This is a genomic window from Mucilaginibacter sp. CSA2-8R (assembly GCF_038806765.1).
In the GTDB taxonomy this organism is placed as follows: domain Bacteria; phylum Bacteroidota; class Bacteroidia; order Sphingobacteriales; family Sphingobacteriaceae; genus Mucilaginibacter.
This window is the reverse complement of the sequence record NZ_CP152389.1, coordinates 1,149,143-1,163,872: the sequence shown is the minus strand read 5'-3', so window position 1 is coordinate 1,163,872 and position 14,730 is coordinate 1,149,143. Positions and strand designations below refer to the sequence as shown.

General features: G+C 41.4%; 28 protein-coding genes. All 28 read right to left on the bottom strand.

Annotated elements, in window-relative coordinates:
• Positions 1 to 48 precede the first annotated feature (48 nt).
• Positions 49 to 1,041 (bottom strand): DNA-directed RNA polymerase subunit alpha, encoded by a 993-nt coding sequence (locus tag AAGR14_RS05080; protein ID WP_342647508.1) that lies wholly within the window; start codon positions 1,039 to 1,041, stop codon positions 49 to 51.
• Positions 1,042 to 1,137: 96 nt separating this feature from the next.
• A complete protein-coding gene (gene rpsD, locus AAGR14_RS05075) occupies positions 1,138 to 1,746 on the bottom strand; it encodes a 30S ribosomal protein S4 (RefSeq protein ID WP_342647507.1) in 609 nt (202 codons plus the stop codon).
• Between the two features lie 67 nt (positions 1,747 to 1,813).
• Positions 1,814 to 2,203, bottom strand: coding sequence for a 30S ribosomal protein S11 (gene rpsK, locus AAGR14_RS05070; RefSeq protein ID WP_342647506.1), 390 nt, complete (start codon positions 2,201 to 2,203; stop codon positions 1,814 to 1,816).
• Between the two features lie 128 nt (positions 2,204 to 2,331).
• Positions 2,332 to 2,709: a 30S ribosomal protein S13 gene (rpsM, locus tag AAGR14_RS05065; RefSeq protein ID WP_342647505.1), complete on the bottom strand. Its 378-nt coding sequence runs from the start codon at positions 2,707 to 2,709 to the stop codon at positions 2,332 to 2,334.
• A 72-nt stretch (positions 2,710 to 2,781) separates the two neighbouring features.
• Positions 2,782 to 2,898: a 50S ribosomal protein L36 gene (gene rpmJ / locus AAGR14_RS05060; RefSeq protein ID WP_157539780.1), complete on the bottom strand. Its 117-nt coding sequence runs from the start codon at positions 2,896 to 2,898 to the stop codon at positions 2,782 to 2,784.
• Positions 2,899 to 2,902: 4 nt separating this feature from the next.
• A complete protein-coding gene (gene infA / locus AAGR14_RS05055) occupies positions 2,903 to 3,121 on the bottom strand; it encodes a translation initiation factor IF-1 (protein WP_008506260.1) in 219 nt (72 codons plus the stop codon).
• Between the two features lie 71 nt (positions 3,122 to 3,192).
• Positions 3,193 to 3,978, bottom strand: coding sequence for a type I methionyl aminopeptidase (gene map / locus AAGR14_RS05050; RefSeq protein WP_342647504.1), 786 nt, complete (start codon positions 3,976 to 3,978; stop codon positions 3,193 to 3,195).
• Between the two features lie 7 nt (positions 3,979 to 3,985).
• Entirely contained in the window at positions 3,986 to 5,344 is a 1,359-nt protein-coding gene (secY, locus tag AAGR14_RS05045) for a preprotein translocase subunit SecY (RefSeq protein ID WP_342647503.1), read from the bottom strand.
• 6 nt (positions 5,345 to 5,350) lie between these two features.
• A complete protein-coding gene (gene rplO / locus AAGR14_RS05040; RefSeq protein WP_342647502.1) occupies positions 5,351 to 5,797 on the bottom strand; it encodes a 50S ribosomal protein L15 in 447 nt (148 codons plus the stop codon).
• A gap of 4 nt (positions 5,798 to 5,801) precedes the next feature.
• A complete protein-coding gene (rpmD, locus tag AAGR14_RS05035) occupies positions 5,802 to 5,981 on the bottom strand; it encodes a 50S ribosomal protein L30 (RefSeq protein ID WP_158825038.1) in 180 nt (59 codons plus the stop codon).
• A gap of 6 nt (positions 5,982 to 5,987) precedes the next feature.
• Positions 5,988 to 6,506 (bottom strand): 30S ribosomal protein S5, encoded by a 519-nt coding sequence (gene rpsE / locus AAGR14_RS05030; protein ID WP_194101685.1) that lies wholly within the window; start codon positions 6,504 to 6,506, stop codon positions 5,988 to 5,990.
• Positions 6,507 to 6,518: 12 nt separating this feature from the next.
• Positions 6,519 to 6,869, bottom strand: a complete 351-nt coding sequence (gene rplR / locus AAGR14_RS05025; RefSeq protein WP_342647501.1) for a 50S ribosomal protein L18 — start codon at positions 6,867 to 6,869, stop codon at positions 6,519 to 6,521.
• A gap of 5 nt (positions 6,870 to 6,874) precedes the next feature.
• Positions 6,875 to 7,432, bottom strand: coding sequence for a 50S ribosomal protein L6 (gene rplF / locus AAGR14_RS05020; RefSeq protein ID WP_342647500.1), 558 nt, complete (start codon positions 7,430 to 7,432; stop codon positions 6,875 to 6,877).
• Between the two features lie 21 nt (positions 7,433 to 7,453).
• Positions 7,454 to 7,855 (bottom strand): 30S ribosomal protein S8, encoded by a 402-nt coding sequence (gene rpsH, locus AAGR14_RS05015; RefSeq protein ID WP_342648731.1) that lies wholly within the window; start codon positions 7,853 to 7,855, stop codon positions 7,454 to 7,456.
• A gap of 170 nt (positions 7,856 to 8,025) precedes the next feature.
• Positions 8,026 to 8,295, bottom strand: a complete 270-nt coding sequence (rpsN, locus tag AAGR14_RS05010) for a 30S ribosomal protein S14 (RefSeq protein WP_342647499.1) — start codon at positions 8,293 to 8,295, stop codon at positions 8,026 to 8,028.
• A complete protein-coding gene (rplE, locus tag AAGR14_RS05005; protein ID WP_342647498.1) occupies positions 8,288 to 8,854 on the bottom strand; it encodes a 50S ribosomal protein L5 in 567 nt (188 codons plus the stop codon). The genes rpsN and rplE overlap by 8 nt, the downstream gene beginning before the upstream one ends.
• A complete protein-coding gene (rplX, locus tag AAGR14_RS05000) occupies positions 8,854 to 9,186 on the bottom strand; it encodes a 50S ribosomal protein L24 (protein ID WP_342647497.1) in 333 nt (110 codons plus the stop codon). Before rplX ends, rplE begins: the two co-directional genes overlap by 1 nt.
• A 1-nt stretch (position 9,187) precedes the next feature.
• On the bottom strand, positions 9,188 to 9,556 hold the full coding sequence (gene rplN / locus AAGR14_RS04995) for a 50S ribosomal protein L14 (protein ID WP_169608574.1): 369 nt from the start codon (positions 9,554 to 9,556) through the stop codon (positions 9,188 to 9,190).
• Position 9,557: 1 nt separating this feature from the next.
• Positions 9,558 to 9,812 carry a 30S ribosomal protein S17 gene (gene rpsQ, locus AAGR14_RS04990; protein WP_158825047.1) on the bottom strand — a complete coding sequence of 85 codons (255 nt, stop codon included), beginning with the start codon at positions 9,810 to 9,812 and terminating at the stop codon, positions 9,558 to 9,560.
• A 17-nt stretch (positions 9,813 to 9,829) separates the two neighbouring features.
• Positions 9,830 to 10,039: a 50S ribosomal protein L29 gene (gene rpmC, locus AAGR14_RS04985; protein ID WP_342647496.1), complete on the bottom strand. Its 210-nt coding sequence runs from the start codon at positions 10,037 to 10,039 to the stop codon at positions 9,830 to 9,832.
• 130 nt (positions 10,040 to 10,169) lie between these two features.
• Positions 10,170 to 10,592 (bottom strand): 50S ribosomal protein L16, encoded by a 423-nt coding sequence (gene rplP, locus AAGR14_RS04980; protein ID WP_157539795.1) that lies wholly within the window; start codon positions 10,590 to 10,592, stop codon positions 10,170 to 10,172.
• 48 nt (positions 10,593 to 10,640) lie between these two features.
• A complete protein-coding gene (gene rpsC / locus AAGR14_RS04975) occupies positions 10,641 to 11,546 on the bottom strand; it encodes a 30S ribosomal protein S3 (protein ID WP_342647495.1) in 906 nt (301 codons plus the stop codon).
• A 5-nt stretch (positions 11,547 to 11,551) separates the two neighbouring features.
• Positions 11,552 to 11,980 carry a 50S ribosomal protein L22 gene (gene rplV, locus AAGR14_RS04970; protein ID WP_342647494.1) on the bottom strand — a complete coding sequence of 143 codons (429 nt, stop codon included), beginning with the start codon at positions 11,978 to 11,980 and terminating at the stop codon, positions 11,552 to 11,554.
• A 6-nt stretch (positions 11,981 to 11,986) separates the two neighbouring features.
• A complete protein-coding gene (gene rpsS / locus AAGR14_RS04965) occupies positions 11,987 to 12,253 on the bottom strand; it encodes a 30S ribosomal protein S19 (RefSeq protein WP_311952162.1) in 267 nt (88 codons plus the stop codon).
• Positions 12,253 to 13,077 (bottom strand): 50S ribosomal protein L2, encoded by an 825-nt coding sequence (rplB, locus tag AAGR14_RS04960; RefSeq protein ID WP_342647493.1) that lies wholly within the window; start codon positions 13,075 to 13,077, stop codon positions 12,253 to 12,255. The genes rpsS and rplB overlap by 1 nt, the downstream gene beginning before the upstream one ends.
• An 8-nt stretch (positions 13,078 to 13,085) precedes the next feature.
• Positions 13,086 to 13,376 carry a 50S ribosomal protein L23 gene (gene rplW, locus AAGR14_RS04955; RefSeq protein WP_342647492.1) on the bottom strand — a complete coding sequence of 97 codons (291 nt, stop codon included), beginning with the start codon at positions 13,374 to 13,376 and terminating at the stop codon, positions 13,086 to 13,088.
• Between the two features lie 2 nt (positions 13,377 to 13,378).
• Complete coding sequence (gene rplD / locus AAGR14_RS04950) at positions 13,379 to 14,008, bottom strand: 50S ribosomal protein L4 (RefSeq protein WP_342647491.1); 630 nt, start codon at positions 14,006 to 14,008, stop codon at positions 13,379 to 13,381.
• A 1-nt stretch (position 14,009) separates the two neighbouring features.
• Positions 14,010 to 14,627, bottom strand: coding sequence for a 50S ribosomal protein L3 (gene rplC, locus AAGR14_RS04945; protein WP_342647490.1), 618 nt, complete (start codon positions 14,625 to 14,627; stop codon positions 14,010 to 14,012).
• Positions 14,628 to 14,730: the final 103 nt, after the last annotated feature.

Below are 14,730 nucleotides of genomic sequence, written 5' to 3'. Positions count from 1 at the left end.
TTGGGCGGCGCTAACGTCAAGCCCGCGGAATTATGCCCTCGCTTATAATTATTCTTCGTCTAATTTGTACTTAGCCAGGTTCATACCGAATGATAAACCTTTTGATTTAACCAAATCCTGAATCTCTGTTAATGACTTTTTACCAAAGTTTCTAAACTTTAGCATGTCAGCTACATCATAAGATACCAGATCGGCCAGGCTACGGATATCGGCTGCTTTTAAACAGTTTAATGCACGTACAGAAAGATCAAGATCTACCAATTCAGTTTTCAGAATTTTACGCATGTGTAAAATTTCTTCATCAACCTCTTTAGTTTCTTCTTTAGCTTGCGCCTCCAGCATCATGTTCTCATCAGAGAATAACATAAAGTGCTGAATCAAAATTTTGGCCGCCTCTTTTAGTGCGTCTTCAGGATGAATAGAACCATCAGTAGCAATATCCAGCACTAATTTCTCATAGTCGGTTTTTTGCTCTACACGATAGTTCTCAATACTATATTTTACGTTTTTAATCGGTGTATAGATCGAGTCGATCGCGATTACGCCGATTGCAGCATCAGGGTTTTTGTTTTCTTCGCTTGGAATATAACCACGGCCTTTGTTAACAGTTAACTCAACCTCTAAGGTTACCGAAGGATCCATGTTACATATAACGAGGTCTGGATTTAAAACAGCAAAGTTGTTAGAGAACTGAGTGATATCGCCAGCCTTAAAGCTGTCTTGTCCATTAACAATGACAAAGATCTTCTCGGTATCACCCGACTCACCTGTTTTTTTCAAACGTACTTGTTTCAGGTTCAGGATGATTTCAGTAACGTCTTCAACAACCCCTTTGATGGTTGAAAACTCATGCGTTACACCTGAAAAACGTACTGAGGTGACAGCATAACCTTCCAATGAAGAAAGTAAGATACGACGTAAAGCATTACCAATGGTTATACCGAAGCCTGGTTCTAACGGACGAAATTCAAACGTGCCTTCAAAGTCGGTTGACTTCTGCATGATAACCTTATCTGGTTTTTGAAATGCTAAAATTGCCATTTATATGCTTTGTTTATTGTTTACTGATTGGATGAAATATAACCACGAAAATGACTGACATAAAATGCCAATCATTTCGCAGCTCAATATCATTAATTATTTTGAATATAACTCGACGATTAAGTTTTCCTTAATATTTTCCGGAATCTCATCGCGGTTAGGGTAGTTTAAAAGTTTACCGCTTAAAGCAGCAGCATCCCATTCAAACCAGCTATATTTATTCACTTTACGACCAGCTACTGAATTAGAGATAGCCTCAAGTGATTTTGATTTTTCGCGAACGGCAATAATGTCACCCGGTTTGATGGTGTAAGAAGCGATGTTAACTACTTCGCCATTTACCGTGATGTGTTTGTGACCTACCAACTGACGGGCACCTGAACGTGTAGGAGCAATACCTAAACGGTATACTACGTTATCTAAACGAGCTTCTAATAACTGAAGCAAATTAGTACCGGTAATACCTTCACGGGCAGAAGCACGGTGGAATAAGTTTTCGAAGTAACGCTCTAATACACCATAAGTGTACTTTACTTTTTGTTTCTCTTGTAACTGAACAGCGTACTCAGATTGTTTACCTCTGCGTTTTGACACGCCATGCATGCCAGGAGGGTAATTTTTTCTTTCTAACACTTTATCAGGGCCAAAAATAGGCTCTCTGAATTTACGTGCAATTTTGGACTTTGGTCCGGTATATCTTGCCATGGTTTTTTGTTTTTAAAGTATCATGCAGCCTGTAGCTGCAGAATCTTAGCTTTAAAAAATAGATTTATTAAACTCTTCTTCTTTTTGAAGGACGACAGCCGTTGTGTGGCAGTGGAGTGATGTCCTTAATAGTAGTAACCTCGATACCGCTGGTTTGCAGTGTACGGATAGCCGACTCGCGGCCAGCACCCGGGCCTTTAACAAAAACTTCTACTTTACGTAAGCCTAAATCATAAGCTACTTTACCGCAATCGGCAGCAGCCTGACCAGCAGCATAAGGAGTGTTCTTTTTAGACCCTTTGAAACCCATTTTACCTGCAGACGACCAAGAGATAGCCTGACCTGAACTGTTGGTTAAGGTTACAATGATGTTGTTAAAGGTAGCGTTGATATGTGCCTGACCAACTGGCTCGACAATAACGATGCGTTTTTTGGTTACTTTTTTAGCTTTAGCCATTTTTTGTTTCTTTAAGTTAACAGATTACGGAGTTACTAAAACTGGGACCCGTTAACTAATTATTGATACTGTATGAGATAGTCCAAACAAAGCAGCAAAACAAATCCTGCTCCTTTGTTATTCAATTATTACTTAGTAGCTTTTTTCTTGTTAGCAACTGTTTTACGTTTACCTTTACGGGTACGTGAGTTGTTTTTGGTACGCTGGCCACGCAGAGGTAAACCTTTACGGTGACGGGTACCGCGGTAACAACCAATATCCATTAAACGTTTAATATTAAGTTGCACTTCTGAACGCAGAGCACCTTCAACTTTAATTTGATCGTTGATGATACCACGAATAGCAGCCAGTTGATCATCAGACCATTCCTGAACTTTAGTATCGTAAGGGATACCAGCTTCGTCTAAAATTTGTTGGGCTGTAGAACGTCCAATACCGTAAATGTAGGTTAGTCCGATCTCGCCTCTTTTGTTTCTTGGTAAATCAATACCTGAAATCCTTGCCATATTTTTCTCGTTTGTTTTAATGAATGATCGAACGGCTGGGCCACCGTTGTACAATCATTCCGATGTTTTTAATTACCCTTGACGTTGTTTGTACTTAGGGTTCTTTTTGTTAATCACAAAAAGCTTTCCTTTACGACGGATGATTTTACAATCAGCACTACGTTTTTTGATGGATGCTCTAACTTTCATGTTGTTATTTATATCTGTAGGTTATTCTGCCTTTGGTTAAATCATACGGACTCATCTCCAATTTCACTCTATCGCCAGGCAAAATTTTGATGTAGTGCATACGCATTTTACCGGATATGTGTGCAATAATCTCATGACCGTTCTCCAGTTCAACTCTAAACATCGCGTTAGATAATGCTTCCTTGATAGTACCGTCTTGTTCAATTGAGGCTTGTTTGGCCATATTTTACTGATTATTACTAAATTATACCGATTGAATTCGGGATGCAAAAATATAAATATTTTTTGTAATATTTAATTATTTTTTGCTAAAACTTCTTCAACATAAGAAAATGTTGAAAGGACATCTGCCACTCCTTTTCGTACCGCCACGGTGTGTTCGTAATGAGCAGACGGCTTACCGTCCACTGTTGATACCGTCCAGCCATCTTTCCAAAATTTAACGCCGGCTTTGCCAGCGTTGATCATGGGCTCAATCGCAATCACCATGCCTTCTTCTAACTTAGCACCCGAACCGCGTTTGCCGTAGTTAGGCACTTCCGGTTTCTCATGCAGCTTCGTACCAACCCCATGTCCTACCAACTCTTTCACTACGCCATAGCCATGTGCTTCCGCATGTTGCTGAACGGCAAATCCAATATCGCCAACGCGCATACCCGTTACAGCCTTCTCAACCCCTTTAATCAGGCATTCTTGGGTTACACGCATTAACGACCTAATCTCATTGCTTACCTCGCCTATAGCAAATGTGTAAGCAGAGTCGCCATAAAAGTTATTAAGAACAACACCACAGTCCACAGAAATCAAGTCGCCCTCTTTGAGCACATGCTCGCCAGGGAAACCGTGCACTACCTGGTCGTTAGCGGAGATACAGAGCGAGTAAGGGAACCCGTGAAAATTGAGGAAAGCCGGAACCCCTCCGTTGTCACGGATGAAGGTTTCGGCTAACCGGTCTAATTCAATGGTTTTGACACCAGGTTTGACTATCTTAGCAACTTCGCCAAGTGTTTTCGACACTAATTGAGCGCTTTGACGTATCAGTTCAATTTCCTCTGCTGTCTTATATACTATTTTAGACATTATAAATTTAAATGGCCGGAGGAACAGTACCTGCAGCTGTAGGTACAGCTGTGCGACCTTTAACTCTTCCAGTTTTCATTAAGCCATCATAATGGCGCATTAACAAATGACTCTCAATCTGCTGCAGTGTGTCTAAAACAACACCTACCAGAATAATCAATGATGTACCTCCAAAGAAACGGGCAAACTGACTGTTTATATGGAAGATATTAGCTAATGCAGGGATAATAGCAATGATAGCTAAGAATATAGAACCCGGCAAAGTAATGCGAGATATAACAGCGTCGATAAATTCTGACGTAGCATTACCAGGAGCAACACCTGGGATAAACCCACCATTCTTTTTCATATCGTCTGACATTTGCTTTGGATTAACTGTAATTGCCGTATAGAAATACGTAAACAAAATAATCAATATAGCAAACACAAGATTATGTAACCAAGACGTGTAGCTTGACAATGAGATCAACACACTGTTAGCAGCAATGCTTGGAAAGAACGACGAAATGGTTGCAGGAATAAACATCAGTGCTTGCGCAAAAATGATCGGCATTACACCAGCTGCATTCACTTTTAAAGGGATATATTGCCTTACACCGCCGTATTGTTTGTTACCTACAATACGCTTAGCATATTGCACAGCAATTTTACGTGTGCCTTGTACCACTAATATGGTAAACATGATTACCCCTACAAGCGCCAACATCTCAACAATAAATACCAATGGTCCGCCACTTGCGTTGGTACCGCTTACCCGTGAGTTAAACTCGTCGATAATAGCGGCCGGCAACTGAGCGATAATACCCACCATGATGATCAACGAAATACCGTTGCCAATACCTTTGTCGGTAATTTTTTCACCCAGCCACATCACAAATAATGTACCTGCGGTTAAAACAAATATTGAACTTAAAGTAAATAAGCCAGAGCTTAACGCCGGGTTAATGGCGTTAGGAGTAATTTGCGACCGTACGTAGCCTACAGCTTGAGCCATAGTAATAGCAATGGTCAGATAACGTGTCCACTGGTTGATTTTACTGCGACCGCTCTCCCCCTCCTTCTGTAACTTTGCAAAGTAAGGAACCGCAATACCTAATAACTGCACTACGATAGATGCAGAAATATACGGCATAACGCCCAAAGCAAATATAGAAGCGCGAGAGAACGAACCGCCTGCAAACATATTTAATAAACCCATCAGGCCTTCTTTAGCGCCCTGATTACTTATAACATTTGCATCAACACCAGGTAAAGTTACATAAGCACCTACGCGGTATATTAAAAGAAATAAGAGTGTGTTTATAATACGCACTCTTAAGTCCTCAATTTTCCAAATATTGGATAATGTGGTGAAAAAATTCTTCATTGAAAATTACAGCTTAACAATTGAACCGCCGGCTGCTTCAATAGCTTGTTGAGCAGTTGCAGAAAACGCATGTGCCTGAACATCTAATTTAGCAGTCAGTGTACCACGACCCAAAATTTTAACTAAGTCGTTCCTTGACACTAAACCATGTTCTTTCATGGTATCAAAGTTAATTGTTGATACTGAATAAGTATCAGCTAATTGCTGTAAAGTATCCAGATTGATGCCGTTATACTCAACACGGTTAGGGTTTTTAAATCCTACCTTAGGTACACGACGTTGCAATGGCATCTGTCCGCCTTCAAAACCAACTTTGGTTGAAGTACCTGAACGTGAACCGGCACCTTTGTGACCACGTGTTGACGTACCACCACGGCCAGAACCTGTACCGCGGCCTATTCTTTTTCTATTTTTAGTAGAACCTTCTGCAGGTTTAAGATTACTTAAATTCATAACATTAAATGTTTTCTACTGCTACCAAATGATTAACTTTTCTAATCATGCCTATGATTGCAGGATTAGCTTCCACTTCAACGCTATGGTTAATTTTCTTTAAACCTAAAGCTTCGATGGTTTTTTTCTGGCGCTCGCTTCTATCGATCACGCTCTTAATCTGTGTTATTTTGATTTTCGCCATGACTGATTATCCGTTAAATACTTTACCTAAATTAACGCCACGGTGCTGAGCTACGGTATAAGCATCGCGCAGTTGAGCTAATGCAGATACAGTGGCTTTAACCACGTTGTGCGGATTTGATGAGCCTTTAGATTTAGCTAATACGTTGTGAACACCAGCCGACTCTAATACGGCACGCATTGCACCACCGGCAATAACACCGGTACCGTTTGCAGCAGGTTTTATAAAAACAAAACCGCCAGAAAACTTACCAATTTGCTCATGAGGTACAGTACCATTGATGATAGGCACTTTTACCAAATTTTTCTTTGCATCATCGATACCTTTAGCAATAGCTTCAGTTACCTCTTTTGCTTTACCCAAACCGTAACCTACAACTCCGTTTTCATCACCTACAACCACAATGGCCGAGAAGCTGAAAGTACGGCCGCCTTTGGTTACTTTGGCAACACGTTGTATGCTTACCAAGCGGTCTTTTAATTCGATCTCGCTTGTTTTTACTCTTTTAATATTTATTGTTGACATTACTCGTTACGGTTAAAATTGTAATCCACCTTCACGTGCACCTTCAGCCAGTTGCTTAACGCGGCCATGGTACAAGTATCCATTTCTATCAAACACAACAGCGTTGATACCGGCAGCCATTGCTTTCTCAGCAATAAGTTTGCCTACAGCCACTGATTGTTCGCCTTTTGATCCGGTAGAGCTGAAGTCTTTTGATAAAGATGAAGCAGATACCAGTGTTTTGCCGGCAACATCGTCAATAATCTGTGCATAGATGCCTTTGTTGCTTCTAAACACTGACAAGCGCGGACGTTCTGCAGAACCTGAAAGACGCTTTCTGATTCCTTTTTTGATTTTGTCTCTTCTTGATAATTTACCTGTCATGACGATTATTTTTTAGATGCTGATTTACCTGCTTTTCTTCTTAACACTTCGCCAACAAACTTGATACCTTTACCTTTGTATGGCTCAGGAGCGCGTAGTGAGCGGATTTTGGCTGCAACCTGTCCGATTAACTGTTTGTCGATTGACTCCAGAATAATAGTTGGGTTTTTACCTTTTTCAGCAGTAGTGGATACTTTAATTTCTTTTGGCAACTCAAATACATAGTGGTGAGAATAACCCAGCACTAAATCTAAGGTATTGCCTGTGTTAGTGGCACGGTAACCTACACCAACCAACTCTTGCTCCAGTTTGTAACCTGTTGTTACACCTGTAACCATGTTGTTGATTAACGCACGGTACAAACCGTGTAATGCCTTATGACGTTTTTGGTCTGTCGGACGGGTTACGGTTAATACACCGTCTTCTTGTGATACAGAGATATCACTGTCTATCGCTTGTTCAAGCTGGCCTTTTGGACCGGCAACTTTAATTACGTTAGCATCGCTAACAGTAATAGTTACACCTGAAGGGATAGTAATTGGGGCTTTTCCTACTCTTGACATTTTCTTAATTCCTCGTTGCGATTAATAAACAAAGCATAAAACTTCGCCACCGATGTTTTGCTGACGGGCTTCTTTATCAGTCATGACTCCTTTTGAAGTTGACAGAATAGCGATACCCAAGCCATTTAATACGCGCGGCATAGTGTCTGCACCTGCATATTTTCTCAAACCTGGCTTACTCACACGGGTTAATGTGCGGATAGCTGGAATTTTAGTTACAGCATGGTATTTCAAAGCTACTTTGATGTTGCCTTGAGGACCGTTGTCTTCAAACTTGTAGTTTGCGATGTAACCTTTGTCGAAAAGCACCTTAGTGATTTCCTTCTTCAGATTTGATGCAGGAATTTCAACAACCCTTTGGTTGGCCTTAATAGCATTCCTTACTCTGGTAAGATAATCTGCGATTGGATCTGTATTCATTATTGAAATATATGACGGCGGTTTCCTTCGTTTTCACAACGACGACCTTCCATCGGTTAAAAAATTATTTTAAAGCAATTACAAGTATGTATTTTTGCAAATTGCCGGCCGCAAAGGTAAGAAATTAATTCTCAACCTGCAACCGGCAATTTAATACCTGCAGTTATGCTGTATTACCAGCTTGCTTTTTTTACTCCGGGGATTTTTCCGGCCAGAGCCATTTCACGGAATGTAACACGTGAAATACCAAACTGACGCATATATCCGCGAGGACGACCAGTAAGCTTGCAACGGTTGTGCAATTTAACAGGCGATGCAGCTTTAGGTAATTTATCTAATGCTTCGTAATCGCCAGAGGCTTTTAAGGCAGCTCTTTTCTCGGCATACCGGGCCACTAATTTAGCGCGTTTTACTTCACGTGCTTTAACACCTTCTTTAGCCATTGTTAGTATTTTGATTTTTAAATGGTAAACCAAATTGTTTCAGCAACTCTAACGCCTCAACGTCGTTTGATGCAGAAGTTACAAAGGTAATATCCATACCCTGAATTTTATTGATTTTATCAATATTTATCTCCGGGAATATGATTTGCTCGGTGATACCTAAAGTGTAGTTACCTTTGCCATCAAAGCCTTTATCGTTAATACCTTTAAAGTCACGGATACGTGGAAGAGCAACAGCAATCAAACGATCTAAAAACTCGTACATATTGTTATCACGTAAAGTAACACGTACACCTACCGGCATACCTTTACGTAATTTAAAGTTAGAGATATCTTTCTTAGATTTTGAAGCTACCGGTTTTTGACCAGTGATGGTTGCTAACTCAGCAATAGTAGTATCGATAAGTTTTTTGTCGGTAGTAGCTGCGCCAACACCCTGATTGATTGCAATTTTTTCCAGCTTCGGAACCTGCATTACGCTTTTGTACTGAAATTTATCTTTCAGAGCGGTGCGGATCTCGTCTTTGTATTTGGATTTTAATCTTGGAACGTAAGACATTATTTAATTTCCTCCCCTGATTTTTTTGCTACTCTAACCAATTTGCCTGCATCATTCTTTTTACGACCTACGCGGGTTGTTTCTCCAGATTTTGGATCAACCAATGCCAGGTTAGAAATATGAATAGCAGCTTCTTTTTTTACAATGCCACCATTAGGGTTGGCTGCATTTGGTTTAGTGTGTTTTGAAACCATGTTCACACCTTCAACCACTGCACGGTTTTTATCAATGATGATTTCGGTAATTTTACCTTGCTGACCTTTTGAATCGCCGGCGATAACCTTAACCAAGTCACCTTTGCGGATCTTTAATTTTACTTTTTTGTTTTCCATGTTACAATACCTCCGGTGCTAATGATACAATTTTCATGAATTGTTTCTCGCGTAACTCTCTTGCTACCGGACCGAAGATACGTGTACCTCTGGGCTCATCCTGGTTGTTTAACAGAACAGCAGCATTATCGTCGAAACGGATATAAGAACCGTCTTTGCGGCGTATTTCCTTTTTAGTTCTTACAACTACGGCTTTAGATACAGTACCTTTTTTTACGTTGCCGGATGGCAAAGCACTTTTAACAGTTACTACAATTTTATCGCCAACAGAGGCATAGCGTTTTGCTGTACCGCCTAATACGCGGATAACCAACACTTCTTTAGCGCCGCTGTTATCAGCTACAGTTAATCTCGATTCCTGTTGTACCATCTTATTTAGCCCTCTCTAAAATTTGAACTAATCTCCAGTTTTTATTTTTGCTCAACGGGCGGGTTTCCATAATCAATACGGTATCACCAATACCACAGGTATTAGCTTCGTCATGAGCCATGAACTTGGCAGTTTTGTTTACGAACTTACCATAGATAGGGTGTTTTACTTTCCGTTCTACGGCAACAACGATGGATTTATCCATCTTATTGCTAACTACCAGTCCGGTACGGGTTTTTCTTAAATTTCTTTCCATTTGTTTCGACGCTTTAATTATTGCTGTTCAGAAGCTGACGCCGCTTTGCGCTTGGTTAATTCAGTATTTAAACGAGCAACTTCCTTACGTACATTTTTAATACGGATAGGGTTCTCAATAGCCGAAACTGCATGAGCAAATTTCAGTTTGGTAAGATTAGTTTTCTCCTCGCTAATTCTTGCAACTAACTCTTCAGTTGACAGCGCTGATATTTCTGAGCTTTTCATTTTTGTGAATTTTCATCAAGGTGAGAGGTAAGTTGGATGCTTACATCACGCTTTCTATTTTAAATTATACCTTCAGGTTACAGGTTGTAAGCTTGTTAAAGCAACCCACAACTTACAACCTGTAATCTTACTATGCTTCTACGTAATCTCTACGTACAATAAATTTGGTTTGAACGGGCAGCTTTTGAGCGGCCAGGCGAAGTGCTTCTTTAGCAACTTCTAATGGCACACCTTCTGCTTCAAAGATGATCCGTCCTGGGCGTACTACCGCAACCCAGTATTCAGGAGCACCTTTACCTTTACCCATACGTACCTCTGCTGGTTTTTTAGTTACTGGTTTGTCAGGGAAAATCCTGATCCAAACCTGTCCTTCACGTTTCATAAAACGTGTTACAGCGATACGTGCAGCCTCGATTTGACGGCTGGTAATCCAGGCCGGCTCGAGTGATTTTATACCGAAAGATCCGAATGAAAGCTCAGCACCGCGGGTAGCGGCTCCTTTCATTCTGCCTTTTTGCATCTTTCTGAACTTCGTTCTTTTTGGCTGTAGCATTTTATTAGCTTTTTATATCTAAACGATGTCTGTCTCGACTTTGATTAATTATCTGTTTCCTCCCGGACGGCCTGGGCCACCTGGACGGTTGCCACCGCCTTGACGGTTTTGACCACCCGGACGGTTACCGCCTCCTTGACCACCGCCACCGCGTTGGTTGCCGTTACCGCCACCTTGACGACGGTCACCACCGCCACCTTGACGACGGTCGCCACCACCTCTGCGATCGTTACCACCGCGCTCGTTGCCAAATGCTGCAGCACCTTCCGGACGCCCGCCTCTGCCGCTTGAGCTGCTGGTTGAACCGATGTTAGGAGAAAGATCGCGTTTGCCGTAAACTTCACCTTTGCAAATCCAAACTTTTACGCCGATTTTGCCATAAGTGGTTAAAGCTTCAGCCAATGCATAATCAATGTCAGCACGGAAAGTATGCAGAGGGATTCTTCCTTCTTTATATTGCTCGGTACGTGCCATCTCAGCACCACCTAAACGACCTGAGGTCATTACTTTTATACCTTCTGCTCCCATACGCATGGTTGATGCGATGGTAGTTTTCATGGCACGACGGAAAGAGATACGAGCCTCTAATTGCTTAGCAACGCTTTCAGCAACTAATTGAGCATCCAATTCAGGACGTTTGATCTCAAAAATGTTGATCTGAACGTCTTTTTTGGTAAGCTTTTTAAGCTCTTCTTTAATTTTATCTACTTCCTGACCACCTTTACCAATTACAATACCCGGACGGGCAGTGTGGATGGTTACAGTGATGCGTTTTAATGTACGCTCGATTACTACTTTAGACACACCGCCTTTGGCGATACGTACTGAAAGGTATTTGCGGATTTTTTCGTCCTCAACTAATTTATCGGAGTAGTTGTTGCCACCGAACCAGTTAGAATCCCAGCCTCTGATGATTCCTAAACGGTTACCTATTGGATGTGCTTTTTGTCCCATTGTATTTAGTTGATTTCGGTTTTGCTACCCACAATTAAAGTAACGTGGTTTGAACGTTTACGAATGCGGTATCCGCGGCCTTGAGGAGCCGGACGCAGACGCTTTAATTGACGGCCACCACCAACTGAAACTTCTTTTACATATAATGCGCTGTCTTCAACGCGTTTACCTTCGTTTTTAGCTTCCCAGTTTTTAATGGCTGAGAGTAATAACTTTTCAACACGGATAGCAGCTTCTTTATTGGTATACTTTAAGATATACAGAGCTTTTTCCACTTGTTCACCGCGAATCAAATCAACCACTAAACGCATCTTACGGGGCGAAGTAGGGCAGTTTTGCAACTTGGCAACAGAAGCTCCTCCTTGCTGAGCTTTCTCTTGCTCTTTGCGCTGTCTGATAGCTACAGACTTTTTAATTTTTGTTGTTGCTTCCATTACCTGTTATTTTTTCTTTTCTGCGTGACCACGGAATGTGCGGGTTGGTGCAAACTCTCCCAGCTTATGACCTACCATGTTTTCTGTTACATACACAGGGATAAATTTATTACCGTTGTGTACTGCAAATGTATGACCAACAAAATCAGGAGAGATCATGGAACGACGTGACCATGTTTTTACAACTGATTTCTTACTTGAGTCATTCAATACCTGTACTTTTTTGTCCAGGTTATGATCAATATAAGGGCCTTTTTTAATCGAACGTGCCATTATTTCTTCCTTCTTTCTATGATATAACGATCAGATGTTTTCTTTTTGTCGCGGGTTTTGTAGCCTTTAGCTAATAAACCTTTACGTGAACGTGGGTGACCACCAGATGAACGGCCTTCACCACCACCCATAGGGTGATCAACAGGGTTCATGGCTACACCACGCACTCTTGGACGACGTCCGATCCAACGCTTACGACCTGCTTTACCTAATACCTCATTCGCTTTTTCAGCGTTTGATACTGTACCAATGGTAGCTAAACAAGTAGACAAAATCATACGGGTTTCGCCTGAAGGTAACTTAATGATAGCATATTTGCCATCACGAGCCGACAATTGAGCGTATGTACCAGCCGAACGGGCAATTGTACCGCCCTGGCCAGGATTAAGTTCGATGTTGTGGATGATAGAACCTAAAGGGATGTTTTTTAATGGTAAGGTATTTCCTATTTCAGGAGGAGAACCAGCACCAGAAAGAACAGTCTGACCTACAGTCAGGCCTTCAGGAGCAATCATATATCTTTTCTCGCCGTCTGCATAGTTAAGCAGGGCAATACGAGCTGAACGATTTGGATCGTATTCAATAGTTGCAACTACTGCTGGGATCTCAAATTTGTCACGTTTGAAGTCAATCAAACGGTACGATTTTTTGTGACCGCCACCGATATAACGCATAGTCATTTTACCGGTATTGTTACGTCCGCCTGATTTTTTGTGCGATACAACCAATGACTTTTCAGGAACGTTGGTAGTCACATCAGAGTAGTCAGCGCCTACCCGGAAACGGGTACCCGGGGTTACCGGTTTAAATCTTTTAACTGCCATGTCTCTTTTTAGATTGTGCTATAAAAATCAATTGTTTCACCGTCCTTTAAAGTGATGATCGCTTTCTTGTAAGCAGCTGGCCTCCCGGTTACAGTTCCTGCCTTAGTGTAGCGGCTCTTCAATTTGCCGGCATATTTCATGGTATTTACTGCGGTTACAGTAACACCGTACATAGCTTCTACTGCTGATTTGATCTGAATTTTATTCGCTCTGGGATCAACTTTAAAAGCGTAACGGTTAAGTTTCTCTGTTAGCAGAGATACTTTTTCAGTAAGTAAAGGTTTTTTTAAGATTTCCATAATTACTTAGCGAATGCTTCCTCCAGAGTTTTAACAGAACCTGCAGTTAATAAAAGCTTACCGGCGTTCAACACATCATAAGTGCTTAATTGGTCGGCAGTAATAACCTTAGCTTTTTTCAGGTTTCTGCTTGATAAATAAATATTGTTGTTGGCAGCAGGTAATACTAAAAGAGTTTTCTCATTGCCAATATTTAAATCAGCAACCAGTTTAGTATAGTTTTTAGTTTTGATAGTATCGAAAGTAAAATCTTCCAACACCACAATGCTATTATCCTGAGCTTTGTAAGTAAGCGCTGATTTACGGGCTAATTGCTTAAGCTTTTTGTTCAGCTTGAAGCTGTAATCACGCGGTTGCGGACCGAATACACGGCCACCACCGTTGAATAAAGGCGACTTGATGCTACCTGCGCGGGCACCACCAGTACCTTTTTGTTTATGCAATTTGCGGGTTGAACCTGCAATTTCGTTACGTTGTTTTGACTTGTGTGTACCTTGACGTTGGTTAGCTAAAAACTGTTTAACATCAAGATAAATCGCATGGTCGTTAGGTTCGATACCGAAAACCGAATCAGGAAGCTGCACCTTGGCACCTGTTTGCTGACCTGATACATTTAATACATTGACTTCCATCTTATTTATCCACGATTACGAATGAACCCTTAGCTCCTGGGATGGAACCTTTAACAACCAGCAAATTTTGCTCGGCAAACACTTTAACCACTTCAAGGTTTTGCACCTTAACACGTGAGTTACCAGTTTGACCAGCCATGCGCATGCCTTTAAATACGCGTGAAGGCCAAGACGAAGCACCCAGTGAACCCGGTGCGCGTAAACGGTTGTGCTGACCGTGGGTTTGCATACCCACACCGCTAAAGCCGTGACGCTTTACCACACCTTGAAAGCCTTTACCTTTTGAAGTACCAACCACATCCACAAAATCTCCAACAACAAAAATGTCTACCGCAACAGTGTCGCCCAGACTTTTTTGATCTTCGAAAGTTGTGAACTCAACCAGTTTACGCTTTGGCGTAGTACCAGCTTTCTGGAAATGGCCTTTTAAGGGAGCTGGAGTGTTTTTCTCTTTTTGCTCATCATATGCCAGCTGAACAGCTGCATATCCGTCTGTATCAACAGACTTAACGTGAGTAACCACGCAAGGGCCAGCCTCGATTACCGTACAGGGAATGTTTTTCCCCGCCTCATCGAAAATGCTGGTCATTCCTACCTTTTTTCCAATAATTCCTGACATTTTCTTAATTAATTAATTCTGCCCATCGAAGCAGTAGGGCTTCGTTCAAGGCAATTTTCCCGGTTTAAGGGACGGCAAAGATAGGAATTTTTAATTATGTGTC